At 62.9% G+C, this 25,207-nt stretch carries 21 protein-coding genes; 13 read left to right on the forward strand and 8 right to left on the reverse strand.

Annotation, left to right across the window (positions count from 1 at the left end):
* Positions 1-4: 4 nt before the first annotated feature.
* The 5 genes from H536_RS0119555 to H536_RS0119580 all read left to right on the forward strand — a co-directional run bounded on the left by H536_RS0119555 (position 5) and on the right by H536_RS0119580 (position 7,688).
* On the forward strand, positions 5-898 hold the full coding sequence (locus tag H536_RS0119555) for a DMT family transporter (protein ID WP_024352059.1): 894 nt from the start codon (positions 5-7) through the stop codon (positions 896-898).
* 805 nt (positions 899-1,703) lie between these two features.
* Entirely contained in the window at positions 1,704-2,243 is a 540-nt protein-coding gene (locus H536_RS0119565; RefSeq protein WP_024352060.1) for a hypothetical protein, read from the forward strand.
* A gap of 83 nt (positions 2,244-2,326) precedes the next feature.
* Complete coding sequence (locus tag H536_RS0119570) at positions 2,327-4,690, forward strand: Mu transposase C-terminal domain-containing protein (RefSeq protein WP_024352061.1); 2,364 nt, start codon at positions 2,327-2,329, stop codon at positions 4,688-4,690.
* Positions 4,687-5,763 carry an ATP-binding protein gene (locus tag H536_RS0119575; protein ID WP_060576986.1) on the forward strand — a complete coding sequence of 359 codons (1,077 nt, stop codon included), beginning with the start codon at positions 4,687-4,689 and terminating at the stop codon, positions 5,761-5,763. The genes H536_RS0119570 and H536_RS0119575 overlap by 4 nt, the downstream gene beginning before the upstream one ends.
* Positions 5,760-7,688 (forward strand): TniQ family protein, encoded by a 1,929-nt coding sequence (locus H536_RS0119580; RefSeq protein ID WP_024352063.1) that lies wholly within the window; start codon positions 5,760-5,762, stop codon positions 7,686-7,688. Before H536_RS0119575 ends, H536_RS0119580 begins: the two co-directional genes overlap by 4 nt.
* An 18-nt stretch (positions 7,689-7,706) precedes the next feature.
* Here H536_RS0119580 and H536_RS23890 read toward each other — a convergent pair whose 3' ends face one another.
* Positions 7,707-11,222, reverse strand: coding sequence for a P-loop NTPase fold protein (locus H536_RS23890; RefSeq protein WP_081651995.1), 3,516 nt, complete (start codon positions 11,220-11,222; stop codon positions 7,707-7,709).
* A gap of 280 nt (positions 11,223-11,502) precedes the next feature.
* On the opposite strand from H536_RS23890, the gene H536_RS0119600 reads away from it, so the two are divergent.
* Positions 11,503-14,532: a DUF3427 domain-containing protein gene (locus tag H536_RS0119600; protein WP_024352066.1), complete on the forward strand. Its 3,030-nt coding sequence runs from the start codon at positions 11,503-11,505 to the stop codon at positions 14,530-14,532.
* 187 nt (positions 14,533-14,719) lie between these two features.
* Entirely contained in the window at positions 14,720-15,151 is a 432-nt protein-coding gene (locus tag H536_RS24550) for a hypothetical protein (RefSeq protein ID WP_155898563.1), read from the forward strand.
* Positions 15,152-15,534: 383 nt separating this feature from the next.
* Here the strand turns inward: H536_RS24550 and H536_RS24555 are convergent, their stop codons facing one another.
* A complete protein-coding gene (locus H536_RS24555) occupies positions 15,535-15,678 on the reverse strand; it encodes a hypothetical protein (RefSeq protein WP_154653370.1) in 144 nt (47 codons plus the stop codon).
* A 242-nt stretch (positions 15,679-15,920) separates the two neighbouring features.
* Here H536_RS24555 and H536_RS0119610 point away from each other — a divergent pair, with 242 nt between their 5' ends.
* Complete coding sequence (locus tag H536_RS0119610; RefSeq protein WP_024352067.1) at positions 15,921-16,967, forward strand: ion channel; 1,047 nt, start codon at positions 15,921-15,923, stop codon at positions 16,965-16,967.
* A 3-nt stretch (positions 16,968-16,970) separates the two neighbouring features.
* Here H536_RS0119610 and H536_RS0119615 read toward each other — a convergent pair whose 3' ends face one another.
* The gene (locus tag H536_RS0119615) at positions 16,971-17,393 is read right to left on the reverse strand and encodes a group III truncated hemoglobin (protein ID WP_024352068.1); all 423 of its coding nucleotides are present in this window, start codon (positions 17,391-17,393) and stop codon (positions 16,971-16,973) included.
* A gap of 95 nt (positions 17,394-17,488) precedes the next feature.
* Between H536_RS0119615 and H536_RS0119620 the strand changes: the two genes are divergently transcribed.
* The 3 genes from H536_RS0119620 to H536_RS0119630 all read left to right on the forward strand — a co-directional run bounded on the left by H536_RS0119620 (position 17,489) and on the right by H536_RS0119630 (position 18,747).
* Positions 17,489-17,944, forward strand: a complete 456-nt coding sequence (locus H536_RS0119620) for an Rrf2 family transcriptional regulator (protein WP_024352069.1) — start codon at positions 17,489-17,491, stop codon at positions 17,942-17,944.
* On the forward strand, positions 17,944-18,216 hold the full coding sequence (locus tag H536_RS0119625; protein ID WP_024352070.1) for a DUF6522 family protein: 273 nt from the start codon (positions 17,944-17,946) through the stop codon (positions 18,214-18,216). Before H536_RS0119620 ends, H536_RS0119625 begins: the two co-directional genes overlap by 1 nt.
* 129 nt (positions 18,217-18,345) lie before the next feature.
* A complete protein-coding gene (locus tag H536_RS0119630; protein ID WP_009210213.1) occupies positions 18,346-18,747 on the forward strand; it encodes an acyl-CoA thioesterase in 402 nt (133 codons plus the stop codon).
* Between the two features lie 9 nt (positions 18,748-18,756).
* Here the strand turns inward: H536_RS0119630 and H536_RS0119635 are convergent, their stop codons facing one another.
* Positions 18,757-19,092 (reverse strand): YnfA family protein, encoded by a 336-nt coding sequence (locus H536_RS0119635; protein ID WP_024352071.1) that lies wholly within the window; start codon positions 19,090-19,092, stop codon positions 18,757-18,759.
* A 360-nt stretch (positions 19,093-19,452) separates the two neighbouring features.
* Between H536_RS0119635 and H536_RS0119640 the strand changes: the two genes are divergently transcribed.
* Entirely contained in the window at positions 19,453-19,698 is a 246-nt protein-coding gene (locus H536_RS0119640; protein WP_024352072.1) for a YrhK family protein, read from the forward strand.
* 51 nt (positions 19,699-19,749) lie between these two features.
* On the opposite strand, the gene H536_RS0119645 is transcribed toward H536_RS0119640, so the two are convergent.
* Both H536_RS0119645 and H536_RS22830 read right to left on the reverse strand, forming a co-directional pair.
* Positions 19,750-20,061: a YdeI/OmpD-associated family protein gene (locus tag H536_RS0119645; RefSeq protein WP_024352073.1), complete on the reverse strand. Its 312-nt coding sequence runs from the start codon at positions 20,059-20,061 to the stop codon at positions 19,750-19,752.
* A gap of 92 nt (positions 20,062-20,153) precedes the next feature.
* Entirely contained in the window at positions 20,154-21,353 is a 1,200-nt protein-coding gene (locus tag H536_RS22830; RefSeq protein WP_244495464.1) for an extensin-like domain-containing protein, read from the reverse strand.
* A gap of 521 nt (positions 21,354-21,874) precedes the next feature.
* Between H536_RS22830 and H536_RS24560 the strand changes: the two genes are divergently transcribed.
* A complete protein-coding gene (locus H536_RS24560) occupies positions 21,875-22,135 on the forward strand; it encodes a hypothetical protein (RefSeq protein WP_024352075.1) in 261 nt (86 codons plus the stop codon).
* A gap of 109 nt (positions 22,136-22,244) precedes the next feature.
* Here H536_RS24560 and H536_RS22835 read toward each other — a convergent pair whose 3' ends face one another.
* A complete protein-coding gene (locus H536_RS22835) occupies positions 22,245-23,375 on the reverse strand; it encodes a YihY/virulence factor BrkB family protein (RefSeq protein WP_024352076.1) in 1,131 nt (376 codons plus the stop codon).
* Positions 23,376-23,907: 532 nt separating this feature from the next.
* Complete coding sequence (locus H536_RS0119670) at positions 23,908-24,939, reverse strand: flagellin N-terminal helical domain-containing protein (protein ID WP_024352077.1); 1,032 nt, start codon at positions 24,937-24,939, stop codon at positions 23,908-23,910.
* Positions 24,940-25,207 lie beyond the last annotated feature (268 nt).

Raw genomic sequence — 25,207 nt, forward strand, 5'->3', positions numbered from 1 at the left:
CGCCATGACACGCCTTCGCGCCAATTGCCTGCTGCTTCTCGCCGGTGCCGTCTGGGGCATGGGCTTCGTCGCCCAGTCGACGGCGATGGCCGCGGTCGGTCCCTGGACCTTCACCGCGGCGAAGTTCGGCATCGCGGCGCTGACCCTCGTGCCCTTCGCCATCGCCGAAGGCCGCCGCGCGGCGGTGCCGGTGCCGCCGGGCACAAGGATCGGCTTCGTCGGCATCGGCGCGCTGCTGTTTCTCGCCGCCATCACCCAGCAGATCGGCATGGTCACCACGACCGTGACCAATGCCGGCTTCCTCACCGGTCTCTATGTGGTGCTGACGCCGATCCTCGGCCTCGCCCTGCTGCGCAGCCGGCCGCACTGGGTGGTCTGGCCGGCGGCACTCACCGCCCTGACCGGCATCGCCCTTCTGGGCGGCGGCAGCCTGGCGGCGCTGAATGTCGGGGATGTGTGGATGCTGGTCTGCGCCGTGTTCTGGGCGCTGCAGATCGTCTTCGTCGGGCTGTTCGCCGGTCCGAGCGGCCGACCCTACACGCTGTCCTTCGTGCAGTTCGCCGTCACCGCGATCCTCGCCGGCCTCGGCACTTTGGCCTTCGAGGCGCCGACCCTTGCCGGCCTGTGGCAGGCCTGGCCGGAAATCGTCTATGGCGGCGTCCTGTCGACCGGGCTCGCCTTCACCCTGCAGATCATCGGCCAGCGTCACACGACGGCGGCGCAGGCGGCGATCTTCCTGTCGTCGGAATCGCTGTTCGCGGCGCTGTTCGGCGCGATCATCCTCGGCGAGCGCATCGCGGCCATCGGCCTCGTCGGCTGCGCCCTGATCTTTACCGCCATGCTGGCGGTCGAACTGGTGCCGATGCGTGATCAGAGTCGCAAAGCTGTGACTCAATAAGCCAAAGTTGTGCCTGCGGTGGCTCCCTGCTCAGGTAAACTCCCGTAATTACGGGCCTCGGGGTAGCTTGTACATACTCCGAGGAACCCCAGCGCCGGCTCTGCTCTACAAGCTACCATTCAGCACTAATTAACCATGTTACTGAGAAGCTTGATCTGCTGCTCTTTTCATATTGACGTTCCGCCACAATTCTGAGTGACGCGGACAGATTGCTTGTTGATTAAAAAGCAGCCTGCCGCATTCAATGGGCCATAAGCTTTTTATGGTTACTATGACCTCCTCGAATGGCCGTGTGGGCCAGGCGCGAAAGACGAGCAGATGACTGTGTTCCTGACTAAGACCAACCGCGACGCACTAATGCAAGCCGCCCTGCCAGTCGGCATGTTAAGTGCTCTGGTCTTGCAGTAACGGGAACGCCATCCGGCAACCTGACCTGCCAGTTTCCAAAGCCAAATCCCTGCTGTGTCGGTAGCTCTGACAGCTTTGCTGCTGTCTGTGCTCAACGTGTTGTCGAGAAGGCTTTCCATGATTCACGCTCAGTCTAAGAGCGCCGCCGAACGCGGCCATATCCATCACTCCATCTCCGGCCGTCGCGGCAACGCCGAAGGACGGAGGTCTAAAATATCTGTCGGCTGCAAGGCCTCTCGCCCAGGCGGAGCGGCATGCCGTTCACATTGAGGAAAGTGTTGCTGATGTCGGCTTCGCTCCCAGGAACCGTGGGTCCGAAGTCGGGTACTGGAGCGACCGGTTTCGCCGGCGGAAGGTAATCTACAACAGCGGGCTCGAGCGTCAGTGCCTCGCCCTCATGATCGTCAACCCGGACATCAGGGAAATCCGTGAGCAGCAGAACGTCACGCTTCTCGCCCCCGGCGGAAAGAGCACCGTTCGGCTCGACGCGCTGACGATCTGGTGGAGCGGTGCCAGGCTGGCACTGGAAATGAAGTATCGGGAAGAGGTCGAGAAAAGCGGCATTCAGCGGCGGCTCCACGACCTCAGGCGGTACGCACAGGGCTACGCCGGCGCATACGGGCTTCTGACCGAAGAGAGCTTCAGTCTGCAGCAGTACGAGAACGCAGAGGAGATCATCTCCTGTGCGGGAACACTCTCGGTCCGGCGTTGCCAGCTGGTGGTGCGGGACATCATCGGAAAAGCCGGCTCCGTCAGGCTGGGCGATCTGGCCCGGCGGGAGGACCTCGACAACGCCGGCTACCAGGTCGCCGTCGGCATGCTCGGCACCGGGGCGCTGTCCCTCGCGGACAGCAACAGCCGGATCGGCGTCGATGCGGAGGTGGTGCTGCAGGCAGATTACAACCTGCGGCTCAACCGTTTCTTCGGAAACATGTGACGGGATGTCGGGGCAGACCCGGCATCCCAAGCCTTGTCCAGCCATGACACCGGATAGGGTCCGGGATTAGTGCAGAGAGCGTCATGAACATCCATGTCCCACGACCCAATTCAGGGCCCGGCCGCCGCTGGCGCTTCAAGGCCAACGACCGCATCCGGATCGATGCCAGCTATTACGTCCATGTCAGGAGCGAGGCCGGCAGGCATGTGTTCCAGCGGGTCATCGATGGCAGTATCGAGGATTTCGCCCGCGCATTCTCCGACGAGGAGATCACCCAGAAGGTCAAGTCGCGGACCCTCCAGGTCGAGGAGGGCTTCTTCTCACGGGCACGCAACGAGCTTCGATTCCGGATCCAGAGCGGCGTCCTCGATGACCTGCGGCCCGACCAGGCGCGAACGGTGCTCTGGAAAGCCGAATGGATATCCCGCTTCCTGAAAGCCCACTGCGACAGCACGGGTGAGTGGTCTCCCCGCTTCCGCAACGAGGACATGCAGATCTTCATCGAGGAAAATCGCGAAGCAGTCCATCGCTGGTACATCGAGAAAATCGGCGAACCTCGGCCGCCGGGCCGAGCGTACAAGGACCGAGAGCGCAAGACGTTCGACTGGCCCTCGGCCTCCGCGTTGCGAAAGTGGATGAACGACTTCGAAAGCGGCGAATGCCGGCTCGAGGCCTTGGCGCCTCAGACCGATCGATGCGGAAACAGGCACCAGCTCTCGCCCATCGTCGCTGAAATCGTCGACCAGCATGTGAAACGGTATTGCGCTCTGGAGCAGCCGACGATGGAGCACATCTACATGGATGTCGCCTGCGATCTCGATCGACGTAACCGCTCCGCCATTGCCAAGGCGCCGGCCGACGCCGACCGCAAGCTTCCCCAGAAGATGAAGGTCAGCCGATCGGCGGTTCGCCGCCGCATCAGGAAGACCGCTCCCTACATTCGCGAACTCGGCCGCTTCGGACGGGATGCCGCCCGCATGCGCTATGCTGGCAGCGGCAAGGGCCTCACCGCCACCCGCCCGCTCCAGTACGTAATGCTCGATGACTGGGAGGCCGATCTCTTTGCCCTGATGCGCCAGAGCAAGGTGCTTCGGCACATGTCGAAAAAGGAACGCAGCCTCATTCCCCGTGTGCGCCTCAACGTCACGGTCGCCATCGACATTTGCACACGCTGCGTCGTCGGACTTGCGGTCGCGCCGGTCTCCCCTTCTTCGACCACGACCAGCACTGCTATCCGCACCATCCTCAGCGACAAGACGGAGATCGCGGCGTGGGCCGGGGCAGAATCGGAATGGGACATGTATGGCCCGTTCACCCGCCTCATCACTGACGGCGGCCCGGCCATGCGCGGAAAGGTGGAGGACGTCCTCAGAGGGATCGGGATGGGCCATAGCATTCCGGAGAAGAACCCTCGCAAGCGGGGCCATGTCGAATCCTTCTTCAAGGGGCTTCGCCAGGTCTGCGCCTATTTCGCCGGGCGGTCGTTCTCGAACGTCATCGAGCGCGGGGACTACCCGTCGGAACTCTATGCCAGCCTCACCGTCGAGGAGTTCCACAAGGCGCTGATCCGGTGGATCGTCGACATCTACCACCAACGCCCCCATTCCGGACTCCGCGGACTGACCCCCTACGAAGCATGGCTTCGGGAGTGTTCGCGTTCGCCCGGGTTCGCCGACACGCCCTCCCCCGAAACCCTGGCCGTCGCCTTCGGCATCCGCAGGGAAGCCACTCTCGACCAGGCCGGCGTTCGGGTGATGAACCTGCGCTACTGGTCGGAAGAGCTATCCCGTCTCGACCGGATGATCGGTGGTGGCAAGGTCAAGGTCCGGATCGATCCCTTCGACGTCACGACCGCGTACGTCCTCATCCCGAAGGAGCACCGGCATCCGGCCATCTTCGGCAGCCGGCACTATCTGGCGGTGCCCTGCATGAACCTCGACGAGGGCGAGACCATGATGGCGCAGGTCGTCTCCCGGTATCGCCTTGAGCGGATCGAGGCGCAGTCGGCGGAAGAAGACGGCCTGGCGACGCGGATGGCGGCTCACCGCGACCTCTACGATCTCGGCAACGTTTCCGCGGCAAGGCTGCATATCCCGCTTGGAGGGGCAACGCCCGATCAGATCCAGCGGGCGATCGACGAGATTGAAAGAAGCGAGCGGGCATCGGCCGGGAAGGTCAACCACGCCGCCGAGGCGATGGACATGAGCGAGGACGCGATTGGCTTCCTCGTGACGACCGACGAATCCGTCCAGGCGGATGCCCCCGCCAGCACCGATCAGCTGATCGATTTCGCTGCCGACCCCGAAGAGGGCGTCCCGGCAACCATCGAGAAACCATCTTCCCCGATCCGTCGGGCGAAGCCCGCCGCCAACAGGAAGCCACACAGTCCGAAAGGCCGGCCGCCCCGTCAGCGATGGACGAATATGATCGGGGAGGATGACGAATGACCCAGCGAAGGAGAACCGACAGGCGCCCGCACGAGACAGTCGTCCGGAGCGAACCTGCGACGACGCATCTGGAGGAAAGCAGCGACGACTTCCTCGACATGATCCGTGGGCGCTTCTCGGAGACCGACCAGCACACGATGCGGCGTCTCGATGCCGTCAAGGCGGAGTATGTCGCCTCCGGAAAGGATCGCCGGGTAACGGAAGCCATCACGATGTTTCTGCGGCACGTCCTATCGAGGAAGACCGGCGAGCGACAGGAAGGCGGCGCCCTGATCTTCTCGGGAGAGAGTGGGGTTGGGAAGTCCTCCTCCATCGCCCGCGCCCTATCGCGGCTGCCCCAGGTCGCCCCCGTCCAGACCTCCTTCGGCGAAGTCCGGCCATTCGTGTCGATCAGACTGCAGGGCCCTACGACACTCAAGCTGGTGGGCAAGCGCATCCTCGACCAGGCGGGTTACCCCTTCCGTCGCAACATCGATCAGGGCGACCTCTGGGACATGCTGCCCGAGCAATTGCATCACCGCCGGATCTTCCTTGTCCACATCGACGAGGTCCAGCACATCATCCGCGAGACCGCCAAGGAGAAAGCCCGCAAGGACCTCGCCGACGCCATCAAGGACGTCATGAACTACGAGCCCTGGCCGATCAGCTTCATCCTGTCCGGCATGCCCATCGCCGCAAAACTTGCCCGGGACGAGCAGATCGAACGCCGGTGCAGCCTCGTCGAGTTGCCGCCGCTGCGCGCTCCCCACGAACTTCCTCTCGTCGGAAAGGTCCTCCGGCAGCTGTGCAGGGCCGGCGAACTCGACTGCGAGGACATCGATACGCCGGCCATGCTCGAGCGTATCGCCCATGCCGCCAATTATCGGTTTGGCCGCGTCTGCCAGGTCGTCGTCGATGCAATCCATGTCGCCGTGAGCGAGGAAGCCGCTTGCCTCGATCGCGATCACTTCGCCGAGGCCTTCAGGAATGCCTGTCATGCCTACGAAATAGACGAGAAGAACCCCTTTCTCGCCGATGACTTCCGGAGCCTGCCGCCCGGACTCTATTTTCCGGACAAGGAGAAGTCCCGATGAGTGTTCTCGAGCAGTCCAAGGCAGCTCGACTGGGCTTCGCTCATGCCCTGCAGCACCGCGAGACGGTGGCCGGCTTCGCGTCCCGCCTCGCCTGGTTGAACGGCCGCCCGGTCGATGCGCTCCTTCGGGACATGGCGATCCATCCCCGCATGATCGACCAGGGCGACGAAAAGGCGATCCGGGAGATCGCCTATCTCGGTTCGGCGGAGGCGGATCCGCTGCTCTTCTACAGCCCGCGGAAGATCACGCAGAAGACGTGGGCGGTCGCCGGCCGGAACGTCTCCCGCCAGGCGATCAGCCGGACCTATTTTCGCTATTGCCCTTGTTGCATCCTCGAGGACCTGAACGAGTTCGACGGACCCCGCCACGTCCGCCCTTGGCTGCGTCTCGAGTGGACGCTCTCATGGATCCGATCCTGTGATCGCCACGGCATGCCGTTCGTCGTCACCCATCCGACGCGGCGCCCTTTCGCGCCCTTCGACTTCATCGAGACCATGCGGCCGCTCCTGGAGAACGTTGAACGCGAGGCGCAGGACGTCGGCATGTGGCCTGCGTCCGCGTTCCAGGCCTGGTTCATGCGCCGGCTCGATGGCGACACTGCCGATCCGAACTGGCTCGACGCCCTGCCCCTCGATGCCGCGGCGGATTTCTGCGAGGCGCTGGGCGTCTCCGCCCTGCAAGATCCGAAGGTCCAGATTTCATCGCTGTTGGAGGCAGATTGGGCCGACGCTGCGGAAGAGGGCTTTGCTATTGCGTCAGAAGGACCGGATTCCATCCGTGCCCTTCTCGATCGCCTCAATGCCCGGGAGGTCGATCGCCGCGGCTACTGGACGCCCCGCGATACCTATGGCTGGTGCTACCATTTCCTGGAGAGGACCAAAGACCGACCGGAGTTCGCCGAGATCAGAGCCATCATCCGAAAGGCTGCCGTCGAGACCATGCCTCTGTCGGCCGGCACGGTCGTCCTCGGCGAGATCATCGAGGATCAGCAGGTCCACACTCTCTATTCCCTTGCCCGCACGGCCGGCATCCACAAGCGGACACTTCGCACCATCCTGGAGCGCCGGCACCCGGATTCTGGCCAGTCCGATGTCAGCGACAATCGCCTGACCGTGACCACGGAGATCGCCGCCGATATCGTGAGCGGCTACAAGGGCGCCATGACCGTGCCAGCCGTCGCCAGGATGACCGGCATCGAAAAGCGGACGCTCGACACCATGATCGCGAACGGGTGGCTCAAGACCCGCTCGAAATCCGCCAATGTCGCCTTCGCCAAGCACCGCGTCGGCCAGGAAGATGTCGATGCGATGTTCCAGGCATTCTTCGCGGGCGCGGAGCCGGTCGACGAACCGGAACCGCATCAGGTCACTCTCGATTTCGCCCGTCAGGTGGCCCTCTGCTCCATGGAAGAGGTGCTACGGGTCGTCTTCGATGGCCGGCTGACATGGAAAGGACGCCTCGCCGATCGTCACGACTACGGTGCCTTGCTCGTCGATGTCGACGAGGTCCGCGCCAATGTGCCCAAGGGTGCAGAGATGAAGGGGCTCCTGGCCGACGGCGTCCGTGACATCATTCGGGGCATGGACAGGAAGTCGATCCCGATCTTCGTCGAGCGAGGCTACCTCAAGGCGTCGAAGGAGAAGCATCCCGTCACCGGCACCACCCACCGCACGATCTCCGTCGAGAGCGTCCAGGCCTTCCGTGACATCTACATTTCCCTGGGCGAGATGTGCCAGGACACCGGCCTACACCGGAGCCAGGTCGGGCTGATCATGCGTGCACATGGGATCGAAGAGGTGTTCGGCGTCGCGGAGTTCTGGAGCGTCTTCTATCGCCGGGCGGACGTCGAGTCGGCGGCGAAGGAGAACCCCGAATTCTGGCGATATGACAAGCAGGCGTTGAAACGGAAGGTGATAGGATCTTGAAAAATTTATGCGATCGAACTAATCTTCTTCAGCCTCTTTTGAGCCGCCAAACCAGAACTCAATGAGGCTTGATGTGCTTTTCTTTTCATTGAACAGGTCGCCGATTGCTCTGACCCGTTCCCTACCAACACCACTTTTTGCGTAAGCCTCGTATGCTCCAGCAAGCTTACCGCGAGTGCTCTCCTGAGAATTATTTCTGTAATCTCGGACCTTGCGTCTCCCGATCTGTTCGAAGTTCGCCAGGACGGCCTCGTTGTTCCCCTCGAGCGCCGGACAGAGAATGAACCTGACAATATTGTCCTTCTCAGTGTGCGAGAGGCGATCCGCGCTCATCAAATCTTGGACAATCGTTGGAAAAATGCTTGTGGCCGCCGCAAGGCTTGCGGGGCTGACGCCCTTTATTTCTTCCCTCAGTTCCCTGAACATGTCTGCGTGATAGGCAGGATCGATGGCCTTCAGTACCAGGTCGTAATTGAGCGCATGATCAACGATTTCAACTTCGCCCCCCAATACCCCAAGAAGGAATTTTTTGAGTGCCTCACGGAAACCAGGGCTACTCGGGCTAAAGCCAGTGAACTGAATTTTGACCAATAGAAGCTTGGCGTGATTATCCCCAGCGGACATATGTCCGAGCCAATCTTCCGGAGGCACGGCATCAAGCATTGCATCAACGTGTTCGTGCAGAACGGACCAATTGCCATCCGCATGCGCAGCCGTATATTCTATCAGCTCTGCGGGGATGTCTCTGACTGCTAAGTCATCCAACTCAGACCTATTTCCGCGCAAAGAGTATTCAGCCACCGTTGTCCTAAATTCACCACCTACGCATGCGGCTATGTAATTGAAGTGATCTACCACAAATCGTATATTGAACCGTGGCAAATCTCTTGAAGAGAATATTTCTTTCGTAACACGAATCAGAATTCGATTGTTATCGGCCGATTCTCCAAGTTCAGTGAATTTGGTGACGAGCCGTGATTTAATCACCATCTCTGAAAATGACATGTAGAATTCCGGATTCATGTCAGTGTCGCCACTATATATATTATGAAACCACGTAAAATTTTCAGAAGTTATCTGTCTTCTTTGCGGATTGGGTTGAGTGCGGTACACAACCGGCAAACCTTCCGGTCCAAACCGGTCGATCGCCATAAAGACAGCGAGAGCGACTACCCTATCTGACGCGCCTGCCGCAGCTTTTAATCTCTCGAAGAATACCTCTTCCGCATAAAGTTCGTCCAATTCAATTTTTGACCGATGATCCTTGTCGGTATGGCCGACGATGCTAGTCAGAAGAGTGATGTACGGTCCGAAAAGCGTTGCTGCTTTATCTGTCGGCTCGCGCAATGCGGTGACGACGGCATTGCCTATGGCGGTCCACTGCTCATCACTAACGAACCGATTACGATGAAGGTGGTTGAAGGTTGCAACCGAACGTGTGGGATAATTAACAGCCAGCGATGGTAGGACCCCGCCATCATCGTTCATATATTCCTCGTCGACTATCAGGTCTGACAACTCTAGACCTGTCCCCTCCAGTCCCGAAGCGAGCCCAAATATAAACTCCGGAGCTTGATAAAACGGCAGCACGATATTTTTGTGATTGATAGCCTCTGGATGTCCCATCGTCGCCAGCTGTTGGTGTACTGCTATGAGATAATTGGACCAATTTTGGCCAAGCTCCATCAGGTTCTCAGGCGTATCTTCAAAAGATTCGTATCCGGAGCGAATGAACCGTTCGACAAGCAGCGAAATGTCATTGTTTTCGGCGAAGGCAAAGATCGAGAAAAGCCGATCATAGACCGCAGGCTCCAACGCAATTTCCGAAACGCTGAGGAAGGCTCGAACCAAGGAACGGGCATACAGATTCCTCGAATGACCCGTGTGAGATTTCGAGAGCGCCGCGAAATTTGCGACGACGACATCGAACTCCGCAGAGCTTTGCCACTCTTGCGCTTTACCTTCGATGACATCATTCACCCGATCATCGAATCCTGGCGCCTTCGCGATCTCGATGAGTTCGCTTGCCTCACCCACCGCAGCGTCTCGGATGCGATCGTCGAGGAGGATCTGGAAGGCCAGTTCGGCGTCGACGTTGAAGATTATCGCTGCAAGGTTACGTTCCAGGTGCGGGTCCGTCGCCAAAGACCGTAACTTGGGATCGAGCCAATCATCCGTATTCAACGTCTCAGGACGCGATTCAAGGGCGTCGCGGTAGCAGATGTAGACGGCAATTGTGGTCAGGCTGAACTGCCGTTTATGAAGGGCATAGATGCCGCTCAGTTCATTCAGAAACGCAATAATCTCTCGAGGCGTAGCAGCTCTCCCGTCCTCCTTCAGTATCCTGTTGAAGATGAGATAACACCGGAAAACGTCATCCGAATTAAGATCGCAAGTTAGAGCCTCACGGACCTTCTTCATGAAGAAATCGCGTGAGTTTGATAGCACTGGGGGAGAAACAGATAATATCTCGTCAAACGTCTTCGCAAAAATCTCGCGAGAAGCGATCGGGGATATTAAAGTTGATTTACTGATCGTCGAACCGGAATCGTGCGGGATTTTACGGTCGGCACCGTCGACCAAATGCCGATCATAGGGGACAATTACCGTCACGGAATGATAACCAGTGATAGAATCGATATTAGATCCGTGTGAAAAAACCGCTCTAACTTGAGCCCAATAATCGCTTATCTCTTCGGCCGGAAGGCGGTCTATATTGTCAAGGACGATAACCACTCGGGATTTGTCCGACTGAACTATGCTCAGTATCTCCCTTAGGGTGGACTGGAATTCGAAATCGTTTGGGTCAATTTCTCTTATAAATTGAGTAACTTTTTGATCTTCAAATTGCTTTGAAGAAATCAACAGGGTTCCAGATAGAGACTCCCTGATTTTTTCGATGTTGTGAAATCGATTCCTCCACAAAGGAGACTTTAGCACGCCACGACAGCGATATATGGACCAATAGGCCGTGATAAGAATAAATATTACTAAGATCTTAAACGATGTTGCAGAGAAATAGTCGGATGACCCTCCTGCGGCGTCAAACTCGTGTTTAGCCCAAAAATAATATATTGGAAGGAATGGAAGTATGGATATTACACAAATGCCCCAGACGTCGAGAATGTGACGATTACTCGATTCAACATGTCTCTCTTTCCCTTTTATTTTTTTGTCGACTCCCCGAAGATCCTCGTACTTGTTGGGGTACTTAAGGTGGCACCATGCGATGAAGCGCTCAAGGAATGAGCGTCGGAATGATGATCCTTGGGATTGCCAGATATCGAAGGTGAAAAATTTGTGTTCGACGTCGCGATCTTTGTTAGGGTCAGCGAGTACCCGCTGGGCGATCTCCACAACTGTGGATTTTCCGCTGCCCCAAGGCCCGTCTAAGCCGATGGCTATATCGCTGTCTCTTGCGCGGGTAATCGTTTCGACTAGAGCGTCAGCGGTGCGCTTGTGTCCTCTGCCCGTAAACTCGTCTTCAGATGAAGGAGCGTCGTGTAGGACGTTTCGAAAGCTTCCGGTGTTCATCCTGCGCACGCACTTCCACGCTCGAATTCATCTGGTGTTGGTGTGAGAGTACCTTAGACGAATCGATTCGGCATCACGTACCGAAACCCCGGGCCAGCTCCTTGCTGGAATGCCGAGGATCTCGCCTCTGATCCGTTCCGGCAAGGATAGAGGTGTCTCATTCTTCGTCTGGTCGAGCATTCAATATCCTTCTTGAGAATGAGATCCCGTTGGCCAGTGATTGACTCGAATCGCCAGGAGCATCCTCCTGGCAGGAATTCAATCGAAGCCGAGTGCCTGAATGGATTTCCTTGAAGACGGCGGGTCGTGCCTGATCTGCCGAGAGTTCGACGCGACGGGAGATGGTCGAACCGTATTGCGACTGTCTGTCGATCAAGGCGCGACGTTCGCGCCTGCCCGGCATGTCGAAGGGTGGTCGCACCTCGCACCTGCGGAAGCGCTCGCCCTGCTGTCCGAGATCGGCGTCGAACTGGCGAAGGGTCATCGCGCCACGGACATCACGGTCACCACCCAGGATGGTCATCTGGTCGTCCGTGTAGCGGAAGCGCCTTCGGTCATCGCCCTTCCCAACGAGCGCCTCCTGGCGCGTGGAGGCGACGATCATTTCTTCAGCCATCTGATCCGGCATATCGCCAACGCGATGCAGGTCGATCTGGCAGTCGCCTTCGCGCTGGTCAGCGGTGTCGAGATACTGCGACCGCACCTACAGGATCTACTGGACCGCCAGGGGCGCCTCCGGCTGATCGTCGGAGACTACCTTGACGTCACGGAGCCGGAGGCACTCCATTCCCTGATGGATCTGAATGGCGACGTAGAGCGCCACGTCTATGAGACAGCAAAAAGCAGCTTTCATCCCAAGGGGTGGGTCTTCCGCGCCGAGGACGGCTCGGGAAGAGCGATCGTTGGAAGTTCGAACCTCTCCAGGACAGCCCTCCGCGAGGGGATCGAATGGAACCTCGCAACCGAACCGAACGGCAATGGCTGGCGCGAGGTGGGAGCGGCATTCGATGATCTGCTGAAGGCCAGCCAGGTCCGCCCCCTCGACGAGGCTTGGATCGAGTCCTACGCAGAACGGCGAGCCAGTTCGCCCCTATCACCACAGGCTGAGCAGATCGTCCGCAGTGATCCGCCCGCCGAGGTCCCCAATCCCCACATCATCCAGATGGAGGCCCTCGCTGGGCTGCGCGAAATCCGGGACAACGGCGCGATCATCGCTCTGGTGGTCCTCGCGACCGGCCTGGGCAAGACGTGGCTGGCGGCCTTCGACAGCGCCCGCGCCCGGCGTGTTCTCTTCATCGCCCACCGAGAGGAGATACTCTCTCAGGCGACCGCGGTGTTCCGGCGGCTCCGACCGAACGAGACCTTCGGGCGCTATGACGGAAATTCCAAGGATACGGAGGGGAGCGTCGTCTTCGCCTCGGTGGCCACGATCGGTCGCCTTGAGCACCTGCAGCGCTTCGACCCGACCGAATTCGACTACGTCGTGATCGACGAGTTCCACCATGCCGCTGCCGAGACCTACAGGCAGATCCTCTCGTACTTCCGGCCTCAATTCCTTCTCGCTCTGACCGCGACACCAGACCGCCCGGACGAACAGGACGTGGTCGCGCTGTGTGACGGCAACCTTGCCTATCGATGCGATATGGGCCGCGGGATCGCCGAGGGACTGCTCTCGCCCTTCGAGTATTGGGGCGTCCCCGACAAGGTTCAGTACGACCGGATTCCATGGCGGCGGGATCATTTCGACGAGGCCTTGCTGACCGAAGCCCTTTCGACCGACGCCCGGGCATCTGATGTCCTGGAGCGATATCGGGAGCGCGCCGTCGGGCCCACCATCGGCTTCTGTTCGTCAACCAGGCACGCCGACTTCATGGCGGAGTATTTCCGGCGGCGGGGGATCACAGCTGTCGCGGTTCACTCCGACAAGAAGACATCGGCGCCGCGGACCGCGTCGATCCTGGACTTCGAGGAGCGTCGCATTGACGTCCTGTTCGTCGTCGACATGTTCAACGAAGGGGTCGACATCCCCGTGGTCGGAACGGTCATGCTGCTCCGGCCCACGGAAAGCATCATCGTGTGGCTCCAGCAGGTCGGTCGCGGCTTGCGGATATACGAGGGCAAGGATCGACTGGTCGTGATCGACTGGATCGGAAACCACCGCTCGTTCCTCAAGGGGATCGCTGCGCTTCTTGGCGTCGGGGATTCGCCGGCGACACTCTCGATCGCCGTCGATCAGGTCCGGTCCGGAACCAGGCAGTTACCGGCCGGCTGCTCCGTGAACATCGATCTGGAGGTCATCGACCTTCTGGCGGGCCTCCTGAAAAAGACCGAGCCCGACCAGACCCTGGAAGAGTGGTTTCTCGATTTCCGGCGCAAGGAAGAACGCCGCCCGACCGCCCGCGAGGCGTTCGAGGCGGGCGAGAACCCCCGGGCCGTCGGATTCGGCGGGTGGTTCGGCTTCCTGGACGCCATGGGGGAGCAGGTGGATGGCGACGCCCTGCTAGTGTGCCGCGGCCTCATCCGGAAGCTTTCCGAGGCCAAATTCGGAGACATCGACACTTTTGCGCTCCTCGTCGCGGCGCTTTCCGGCGTGACCGGCCTGAAGTCCGTCGTGAAGATGATCGGAAGCGATCCGGATGCCCGCCCCAACGAAAGGGAGTTGGATCCGCATCGCTTTGCGCAGGCCCTCGAGACGATCGGTGCCCTCGCCGGCTTCGAAGTCAGGGACGCCAGAATTGGCCTGACGGGCGTGCCGAAGCGGTTCACGATCTCGGTGCGCCGCATGATCGCCGAGGTCGCCGAATGGCGGCGTGCCGAATTCAGGTCGCAGCTTCCATCCGAGGTCTCTGACGAATTGGTTCTCTGGGAGGCCTACAAGAAGGAACGGATCGCAGAACTCGTTGGAGCGGTCTTCAATGCCCAATCCTGGAATGTCGGTGTCGTCCGGGTCGACGATCGGCTCATCCTGCTGGTCACGATCGACAAAAGAAACATGGCAGCTGGCACCGCATATGCAGACAAGTTCCTCGATGCCCAAACGATGAGCTGGCACAGTCAGACCAGGACCAAGATGGCGTCCCTGATTGGCCAGATGCTCAGAAGGGCTGGGACAGGGAACACGGTCGAACTCTTCGTGCGGGAAAAGAAACTGGGGCCAGACAATAAGGCGGCACCTTTCGTCTACTGCGGACCCGTCGCCTTCGAGCGCTGGGAAGGGGAGAGCCCCATAACCGTCACGTGGCGCCTATCGGAACCGGTGCCGAGGAGGCTGCATCGAGCTTTCCGTATACCAGCCGAGGTGAGCGCCTAGAGAACGCCATCAGAGGTTGGGAACGGACAGGCTGCATGGGGCAAGACAGCACGCCGATAGTGCGATGTACCAGCCGCTTGTAGAGCGAAACGCATCAAGACCGAAAATCCAGCGGTAACACGATGAGCGAATCATGTACTATGCATGGGAGGAGATTTTGGCACCTCTGTAAACGGGCGTACAACCTATGAACATATTGAGAATCGTAATTACATTTATCGTTATGTTCGGTGCGATTTCACCACCTCAAGCTAAAATGATGCTTTTTGGCGGAGTTGGGCATGATGATTATCTCGGTTGTCTAGATTGTTCGGAATATTCTCCTGACTCTCTCTGTAATGAATATGGGTCGCATGGTAGTGAGTATTCCAGTGGCGGTCTTTTTAATGAATATGGCAGCTACGGTAGTCAGTACAGCTCAAAAAGCCCTTGGAATGAGTACACATCCAGCAAAGATGTCCCGGTTTTGGTCGATGACTCTGGAAATTTTTATGGCTATTTCACGATCAACCGCTACAGATCCGACGCGGTGGGTTTTGCGGCTGACTTGGGTAATCTATACGACAGTGCGGATGGAGACTTAAAGCTTGTTCGCGACGGTATCTGCGCGATATTCTAAATGGATCGAATAACCAGCGCAATCTGTCCAATTCCGATCATTTCGGCCTGTGGATGGAGGTTCTCGGAGCGATCACGATAGGCACCGGCTGGTGGCTTGACCTCGCCTATCGCGATATAAGTCGTCTGCCGACCGGAAACATCACCTGCACCATTCCTTCGCTGGCGACACAACTATGAGATTTTGGGAATCGCCACGGGGAAGTTTGGCTCTGGATCAGGCACTTGCAGGCCGAGGCGACACAGCTTTGCGGATGTCGTCAATGCGGCGCTGGGGTAAAGCGCGGCACGCCGAAGCCTGACGGCACACGGCTCGGCATCGCGCGGCGTTGTCTCAGCCGCGATTGTCCGCCCGGCGCCAGACGGCGCCGGTGTCGATCCTGCCTACTCGATCATGCCGCGATGGTTGCGGCGATACTCGTCGCGCATGCGGCGGGCATCCTCGATAACCGCGGCAGCCTCGACGAAGAAGCCGGCAACGCGCTGGTGGAAGCGGCGGGGACGGCTGGGAGAAGTCTGAGGGGCCATGATGGGTCTCCGGTCTGTTTCATGTTGCAATGCAACAGATAGGCCGCGCCGGGGGCACGTGGCACCGGGCCGCGTGCAAGGCAGCCATGCAGGATTGCCGCGATCGGCGCAGCGCACCGCCTTCCCGCCGCTGCCGCCTCAACCCGCTTCACGTTTTCGGGATCGGATCGCAGCGTGCCGCGTTGGCGCTGGACGCGTCCTCTTCACCGCTTCCCTCACGGCCCCGATCCGGAACACTCGCCATGATCCTTCTCTCGCTTCTCGGCGCGGCCCTCGTCGCCTGGACCATCATCGAAATCGGCCTGACCACCCTGACGGCCCGCGGCGCCGGCCCGCTCACCGCCTGGTCCATGCAGGGGGCGTGGCGGCTGGCGCTCCGGATTTCCGATGGCGGCGAGCGCGGCCATCGGCTCCTGTCGGCCGCCGGCCCGCTCATTCTCGCCGGCTCGGCGCTGGTCTGGTTTGTCGGCCTGTGGCTCGGCTGGTGGCTGATCTTCCTCGGCGGCGGCGACGGCATCGTCAACGCCCAGACCAAGGCGCCGGCCGATGCGGTGGAAATGCTCTATGTCGCCGGCTACACGCTGACGACCCTCGGCCTCGGCGATTTCCAGCCGTCGGGCGCGCTGTGGCAGCTGCTCACCGCGCTCTGCGCCGCCAACGGCCTTCTCGCCCTGACCCTGTCGGTCACCTATCTCGTGCCGGTGATCTCGGCGGCGGTCGCCAAGCGCCAGCTGGCGATCACCATTCACGGCCTCGGCAGCACGCCGGACGGAATTCTGAGCCAGTGCCGGGACGGCGACGGCTATGGGCGGCTCGCCAGCATCCTCGATACGCTGTCCCCGAACATCATCACCCTCGGCCAGCAGCATCTGGCCTATCCGGCGCTGCATTACTTCCACTCGGGCGAAGCGGCGGCGGCGCTGCCGCTGCGCCTCGCCGCGCTCAGCGAGGCCATCGACAGCATCGCCGCCACCGTTCCCGCCGACCGCCAGCCCGACCGGCTGTCGATGATCCGCTGCCAGTCGGCGATCACCTCGTTCCTTTGGTCGCTGCGCTCCGGCCACATCAAGCTGTCGCGTGAGGAGCCGCCGCGGCTGCATGGCGACGATGCCGCCCGCCCCGCGCCGGCCGCCGGCATGGACGGGGTGCCCGCCGGCCATGCCGGATCGGTCGATCGCCGCCTGCTCCTGTCGCTGGTCCAGAGCGATGGCTGGTACTGGCAGGCGATCAATCGCTGCGACAGCGACGACGACGCCCTAGAGCGGCAGACCCGTCAAAACACCGACTGACGGTCACTGGCTGCGCGGATGGGCCGGCCGCAGATCGGCGAGCTCCGGCCGGAAGAACAGCCCGGCCTTCAGGCTGTCAGCGATCCGCTCCGCCTTCTCGTGGAACACCGCGGCCGTCGCCGCCGGAAAGCGCCGGCTGGTCGTCTCGCGCCACAGGCCGAGCCAGCGGTCGAACATGGCGAGATCGATCTCGCCGCGATGGCGGTGGTGGACGGCGAAGGGATTGCCCTTGTAGCGGCCCGAGGTGAGCATCACCGACGACCAGAAGGCCGTCAGCCGCTCCAGATGCGCCGGCCAGTCCGTCACCGCCCCCTCGAACACCGGCCCCAGCACCGGGTCGGCGCGCACCCGGTCATAGAAATCAGCGACCAGCAGGCGCAGCGAATCCTCGTCGACGATCGGCGAAACAATGCGGTCCTCGGACATGGGGCGACCTCGCGGCAGGCCGGCGGACGACGCCGCTGGCTAAATATGTATTTCTGATATATGTTTTATCGGCACAGCGAAAGGGAGCCCGGCGCATGCGCCTTACCCGCTACACCGACTATGCGCTGCGCGTCGTGATCTACCTCGCCGCGCGGCCCGACGGCCTCTCCTCGGTGGCCGACATTTCCGAGGCCTACGGCATTTCGCGCAACCATTTGACCAAGGTGGTCCACGAACTGGGCAAGGCCGGCTATGTCACGACCCTGCGCGGGCGCGCCGGTGGCATCCGCCTTGCCCGTCCCGCGTCGCAGATCTCCGTCGGCGAGCTGGTGCGGGCGACCGAGGACGGGTTCGACCTCGCCGATTGCGGCCGCTGCATCATCCAGCCGGCCTGCGGCATGAGCGGCGTCCTCGCCGAAGCGGTCACCGCCTTCCTCGCCGTCCTCGACCGCTACAGCTTCGCCGACCTGCCGAAACGCGAGATCGACATCCTGTCGCTGTTCCCGCTGGCCGAGGCGGGCAATGCGCCGCGCGTGGCGGCGCGCGCCTGATGGCCGACCACGCTCCCCAGGACGACAGCGGTGACGTCGAGGTCGACAGCACGGCGGTGGCCGCCGCCTTCGGCCTGCCGGTGGCCTTCTTCCGGACCGAGCTGCGCCGCGGCAATGTCCGCGGCACGGTCGAGCGCGGCGTCGGCGCCGATGCCGGGCGCCACCGGCTAGTCTTCCGCTATCGCGGCCAGCGCCGGGTGCTGATCCGCCAGCCCGACGGGCATCTGGTCCCGGAAGAGCCGGAGAGCGGCGCCCCGCCCTGCCAGAGCTGATCGCGGCCGAACGCCGCCGCAGGCTCGGCCAGGATGCCGCTTCGCCCGCACCCCCGCGCGATCCGTCCGTCACCGCTGCCAAGTCCCGCCGCGTCTGCTATGCCATTCGGGCCAATGAGGAGACGCGCGATGGACGAGACCGACGAACAGCCCCGGGGCGAACTGACCATCCGGCTGCCGGCCATGCCGGCCGACGCCAATGCCAATGGCGACATCTTCGGCGGTTGGGTGATGTCGCAGATGGATCTGGCCGCCGGCATCCGCGCCGCCGAGCGGGCCCGCGGCCGCGTCGCCACCATCGCGGTCAACACGCTGATCTTCAAGAAGCCGGTGAAGATCGGCGACACGCTCTGCGTCTATTCGACCATCGACAAGGTCGGCCGCACCTCGATCACCCTGTCCATCGAGGCCTGGGCCAAGGGCCGCGCCCGCCACGAGCGCACCAAGGTCACCGAGGGCACCTTCGTCATGGTGGCGATCGACGACGAGGGCCGCCCGACCGCCGTGCCGGCCGAGACCATCGCCGACTGAGCCCCGCTGTCAGGCACCGCGCGGCGCCCACAGGATGATCGCCGCGCCGACGAGGCAGAGCCCGGCGCCGGCCATGTCCCAGCGGTCCGGTCGGCTGCCCTCCACCAGCCACAGCCAGCCGAGCGAGGCGGCGATATAAACGCCGCCATAGGCCGCATAGGCCCGTCCCGCCGCCTCCACCGGCACCAGCGTCAGGAGGAAGGCGAACAGCGCCAGGCTGGCCAGACCCGGCACCAGCCAGAGCGCCGAGGCACCGGACCGTAGCCATGACCACATGGCGAAGCAGCCGGCGATCTCGGCCAGCGCGGCCGCGACATAGGTGACGGCGGTGAATGCGGGCGTCATCGGATCTCCCCTAGCGCGGAACGCGGCCCAGCTCGGCTCGGCGCTGCGCGACCCAGACGCATTGCATCAGCGGCAAGCCGCCCGCAACCGCGAGACCGCGACGGCTGCAGGGATGTCACCGCCGCGTCGGCCGGCAAGCCGCCTGCCCTGCACGGCGCAGCATCACCCGGACAAGCCGGCGACCCCTTCCTGGTGGTCGATCCCGCAGCAAGGACACCGCCGCCCGGTTGCCTTGTCGTGGCAGGGACCGTTATGCCGTACCGGCAGGGATCGGCGCGCCGGCCGCCTCAGACAGGCAAGCCAGCGGGTGTCGCCCTGCCGTCGTCACCGCACAGACGCCACGCATTCCGAAGGTCCAACATGCTGCAAATTCTCGTTCGCGACTTCGGCTACATCCATCTCGGTATCGGCCTCGTCGGCAATCTCCTCTTCGTCATCGGCTCGGTGCTGTTCTTCAAGGCCTTCGAGGAGTGGTACACGCTGGCCGTCTGGATGTTCGTTGCCGGCTCCACCGGCATGTTCCTCGGCTCCCTCGGCGAACTCGCCAAGACGATCTACGAGGCGAAGGAAAAGCGCCGCGACAAGCGCGCAGCCGACGCGGGCTAGCCCGAGGCGCCGTCCGCCAAGCCGGCCTGCCGCAGCCCTTCGCCGCCCGGATCACCCCTTGCGTGTCTTCCCGTCGATCAGCACCGCCTGCTGCCACGGGCTCGGCGCCTTGTCCGTGCGGTGGATGCAGCCGGCCCAGCAGCAGGGCCGCTTCCGGCCCTCGCGCAATTCGTCGATGGTGCGTTCGATGCGCCGCTGCCGCGTCTTTGCCTGCTTGGCGTCCTCGACCCAGCAGATGAACTCGTTGCGCCCGAGCGGCGTCAGCTTCTGCCACAGACCCAGCACCTCCGGCTCCGCCGTCAGCGCCGCCTGCATGTCCTCGCCGGCCCGGTGGACCGTCCCCTGCGGAAAATCATCGGCCATGATGCCTCCCGGCATGTCTCGTCCGGTTGCAGGTTCATAAAGTCAGGCGACCCTACGATCCGGGCCGGCGCCGCCGCAACCCGTCCCGGCGCCTATTTGCAGACGACGCGGCGGCGGTTCTTGGCGTCGAGATGCAGATGGTCGCGGTGGTCGTAATTGTAGCCCGGCCCCAGCACCGTGCCGAAATAGCGGCAGGCCGAAAGCCGCACGGCCTTCTGGAAACCCTTCTCGCGGAAGGAGAAGAAGCCTTTCTTCTCCACGGCCACCACCGAGCCGTCGGAAAAGGCGAAGCCGCGCACGTCGAGGGCGTTGCCCTTGGCGTGCTCGGAGACGGTGCGCGAACCGGCAATGCGCGAGCAGCGATAGGAGGAGGCGTTGAGCACCGCCGTCGGCCGCTTCCACAATTTCCAACGCGCGGCGGACTTCACCTCGTCCTCGACCCATTGCGAGATCCGCGCGGCGGCGGCGCAGTTCATCGTCGCGGCCGGCTTCATGGCGACGCCCTTGGCGATCGCGGTGATCTTCACCGGATGGGCGATGCCGCAGGACTTGCCCCTGCTGACCGGATCGATGTCGACGAAGCTCACGCCCATCTTGCGCAGGGCCGTCCGGCACATGGCTTCTGAGCGCGGCATGGCGCGGTAGCCGCTCGGCGTCTGGTTCTCCAGCGCGCCGCGACCCGGCACCGGGCTCTGGGGGGCCGGCTTGCGCGCCTCCCCCAGCGAGGCGACGACGCTGCGCTGCGGCACGATCTTCGGGGTCGCCGGCGCGTCGCGCCGCTGCGGCGGCGGTGCGGCGGTCACCGCCTTTAGGCCGGTCCAGGGATCGGCGGCCGGCGCGGCTGAGCTTGTCTCGCCGCCGACGCTGCGGGGCGCGTCCAGCGGCGGCAGGGCGCCATTGCCGGCCGGCTGCAGCGGCGCGGCGGCGGGCACGCTGGCGCGGCGGCCGAGAAGATCCTGATAGAGCGAGCTCGTCGTCGAGGCCGACGACGCGGCGGCGGCTGGGGCTGCCGGCGCGGCGCGGACGATCGGCTGGGTCGCGGCAAGCGGTTCGGGGGCCGCCGGCGGCGCGGCGGCGACGCCATCCGGCCGTGCGACGCTCGGCCGGTAGCCCTCGCCGGCCGACGGAACGTGGCCACCCCAGACCATGCCGCCCGATTGCGGAATGTCGCCGGGCGGGACCGGGGGCGCGAAGCCTGTCTGGGCGGCGGCATGCTGCGAGGAAAGGCTCGCCGTCACGATACAGGCGACGGCGAGCGCAGCGAAGCGCCATTCGCGAATACGCGATACCATGCGATGGCCTTTCGTCTTCCGCGAAACTCGAGCGGACAGCCGAAAGCTAGCCGGGTTTGGTAAGCGAAGAATGAACAGGCGGCGCTTTGTGCCGGGATGGAACAGCGCGGCCCGCCCGCAAGCGGCCGACGCGGCGGGTCAGGCGCGGCCGTCGTCGCGCAGCGCGGTGGCCAGCCAGCCGGCCTCGGCCTGGCGCAGCCGCCGGGCGGCGCGGGCCATGGGCGGTTCGGCGGAGAGCGGCCCGGGCACGCCCCCGGCCGCCCCGCAGCGCTCGCCGGAGGACGGCGCGACCGACCGGCCCGGTGCGGTCCGCGAAGGGCGGAGCGACCGGCGGTCTGGAGCCGAAGCGGGGCGATGACGAATGGTGATCATGGCCGCCAGCATGGTGGCAGGCGGCTGAACCTCGGCTGAACGGCGCGGCGCCGGCCGGCCATTTACAGGTCAATGCGAACCGGCGCCCTATATGAGGGGGACGCAGCGCCCGACGGGCGCGCGCGGCGTCCAACCAACGGAGCTGACGTATGTCTTCCCTGAATTTCGATCTGCCCGCCGATTTCTTCTGGGCCAAGTCGGCGCGCCGCGTCAGCCCGCGCGGCGGCGTCTCGCACAAGCGCTTCGACACGCTGGCCGAGGCGATCTGCAGCGCGATGGAAGACCAGGACACGCCCCGCTACAGCGTCTCGATCGACACCGACGAGACCTCCCTGACCATGGACGAGGTCGACGCGCTATATCGCAGCGACGATTTCGCCGCCTATCGCAAGCGCTACAGCGCCGCCTGACGCCCGCATCGCTGGCCGCGGGCGCCAGGCCGGCGTCCGGGCGGGCCGGGACGGAGCCGATCCCCCACGTTTGACCGTCATCCGGCCGCGCCGCCGCGGCCGGCATGCCTCAGGCGCGCTCGCGGTTGCGCATGATCCAGGTCAGGAACAGGGCGGTCGGCAGCGCCACGGCCACGATCTTCGCCGTGCCGCGCCGCCGGTGCAGGAAGTCTTCCAGTTCCTCGCGCCGGGTCGGCAGGTCCGGCTCCTCCAGCGACACCGACGCCCGGCCAACCGTGTCGGCCATGGTGGCGCCGCGCGAGCCCAGCGGCTGCGCCGGCGCGCGGGTCGTGTCGCGGGCGGTCTGGTGCTCCATCTCGGCATTCACCTCGCCGCCGACGATCAGGATCGTGGTGGAGATCCAGATCCAGGTCATGAAGCCGATCAGCGCGCCCAGCGAGCCGTAGGTGGCGTTGTAGGAGCCGAAATTGGCGACGTACCAGGAGAACAGCAGCGAGACGACGACGATCACCACCACCGTCAGCACGGTGCCCGGGGTGATCCAGCGCCATTTGGCGCGGGTGCGGCTCGGGCCCCAATGGTACAGCGCCGCAATGCCGAAGGACACCAGCAGGAAGATCGCGGCATAGCTGGCGATGCTGACCAGCCATTTCGTGTCGGTGCCGATGCCCAGGAGGTCAAGCGCCAGCGGCAGGCCGACGACGAGGCCGATGAACAGGATCGCCGCGACGATCGCCCCCAGCGTGAAGACGAAGGAGGTCAGGGTCAGCGTGACGAAGCTGCGCTTTTCCGCCTCGTCATAGGCGACGTTCATCGCCTCGAACAGCGCCTTCATGCCGGCATTGGCGCTCCACAAAGCGATGGCCAGCGAGATGACGAAGGTGAAGCCCAGCGTGGTGTTGCCCTGCGAGGCCAGCCGCGTCAGCTGTTCGTTGATGATCTCCATGCCGCCGCCGGGGATCAGCGCCTGCAGCATCGCGGCGTGCTCCTGCACCGTGGCGGGATCGGCGAACAGGCCATAGACCGAGACGAGCGCCGACAGGGCCGGGACGAAGGCCAGCAGCAGGTAATAGGTCACGCCGGCCGCCACGAGCATCACCCGGTCGTCGCTGATCTCGGCAAAGACCCGCCAGGCCACGTCCTTCCAGCCCGCGGCGGGAATCTGCGACGGCCGCACGGCCCCGCGCCCCCTGCCCGCCTGGTCGGCCCGCCCCGCCGCGTTCCGGGTATCACTCGTCATCAATTGCGCTCCTTGGTTCGTCCATTCGCAGGACAAACGGCCCGAACGCCATTCCGTTGCCACATTGCGGCGAGGTGGGTGGTGACGTCGTCAGGCCAGCGCGGCACCGTAGGGAAATCCGGTATTCGGCTGCGGGAGCCGGCGATCAAACGGAGTAAGACGCGCGAAGGATTTGCAGAATGACATCTGTGGACGCCCCCGAAGAAGCAAGAGGCAAAGTGGGTATTGGCGTAGTCGGGCGCTGCCATCTGTCCGGCCTCATGATGCAGCGCCATGCTGCGGGCCCGTATGGGAGTTCGCGGATCGGATCCATGTCAGCTGTGGTCGGAAGCGGAAGGGCAGCTGCTCGGCGCCCCCCCAGAGCTGCCGGTCGGCTTTCGGCTTGAAGCGGACAGCGCATACCGCAGTGGTGAACGACGATATCGCCCGAAGCCGCCCAAGTTGACGGCTGTTGGTCCTGCCCGCCCCGCACACAAAAACGGGCCCGGCCTTGCGGCCGGACCCGTCAATCTCAGCGTCCGGTTGCCGCCTTTTAACGGAAGAGCGACAGCAGCGACTGCGAGGAATTGTTGGCGATGGACAGGGCTTGGACGCCCAGCTGCTGCTGGGTCTGCAGCGCCTTCAGGCGGGTCGACTCTTCGGTCATGTCCGCATCCACCAGCGTACCGACGCCCTTCTCGATGGAATCGCGCAGGTTCGAGACGAACTCCGACTGGATATCCATGCGGCTCTTGGCGGCGCCGAGGTTGGAAGCGGCGGTGGTCATCTTGCCGAGCGCAGTCTCGACATTGGTGATCATCTTGCTGAGCACGTCATCGACCGAGAGGTAGTTGGGCTGGCCAGCGACAGCCTCGCCCGTGGCGGCGTTCACCTTCGCCTGGTTCAGCGCCGTGGTCGAGATATCCAGGCCGGAGACGTTGAGGATCAACTGATCTCCCAACGTCGCTTCATTGCCGTCATTGTCCAGGATCGTCGTGCCCAGGGTGCGGACGTCGAGGATGCCGTTCTTGTAGAGGGTCGCCGGGACAGCACTCGAATTGTCACCGAAGAGCTTGAGCCCTGACGTGTCGATGTCGATGGTGCCGACGCTGACGGCCCCGGCCGACGAGCGGTTGAAGGAGGCGACGACGCTCTTCGAGGTGCCTTCGACGTCGTTGAAGCTCAGCCAGTTCTCGCCGGAGAAGGAGGCCGAGGTGGCGATCGAGGCCAGCTGCTTCTGCAGCTCGCCGATCTCCGACTGGATCTTGTTGCGGTCGACGCCGGGCTCCTTGGCCGCGACCAGCTTGACCTTGATCTCGTCGACCACGTCGATGGCGGCGTTCATGCCGGTATAGGCGGTGTCGACCTTGGCCTGGCCGAGGCCGAGGGCGTCCTCGACGGCGCCCAGCGCCTTGTTGTCGGACCGCATCGTGGTCGCGATCGACCAGTAGGCGGCATTGTCGGAGGCTGCGCCCACCCGGTAACCGGTCGAGATCCGGTTCTGGGTCTGGTCGAGGTTGCTGTTGATCATCGACAGGCTCTGCAGCGCCGTCATGGCCGATGTATTGGTATTGATCGAGGTCATCTGTTCGAAGTCCCATACGCATAACAGGTTTGAAGGGACATTCCGGCTCCCCGGAAAGACAGGACGACATCATGTCTGCGAGATGACTTTCTCTCCCGCCCTGCCTTGAACTATAAGTGCGCCTTAGATTATATCCGACGTGCTAATTCTCATGGTTACCAAGACCTTACATAACTTAGCCGTGCACCGATCGCGCATTGCAACCCGCCGCCCGCGAGGCCGCCTCGCGCGCGGCGCGACGGCGGTTACGGCCCCCGGTTCTTCCGAT

This window comes from Aurantimonas coralicida DSM 14790 (genome assembly GCF_000421645.1).
Classification (GTDB): Bacteria; Pseudomonadota; Alphaproteobacteria; order Rhizobiales; family Rhizobiaceae; genus Aurantimonas; species Aurantimonas coralicida.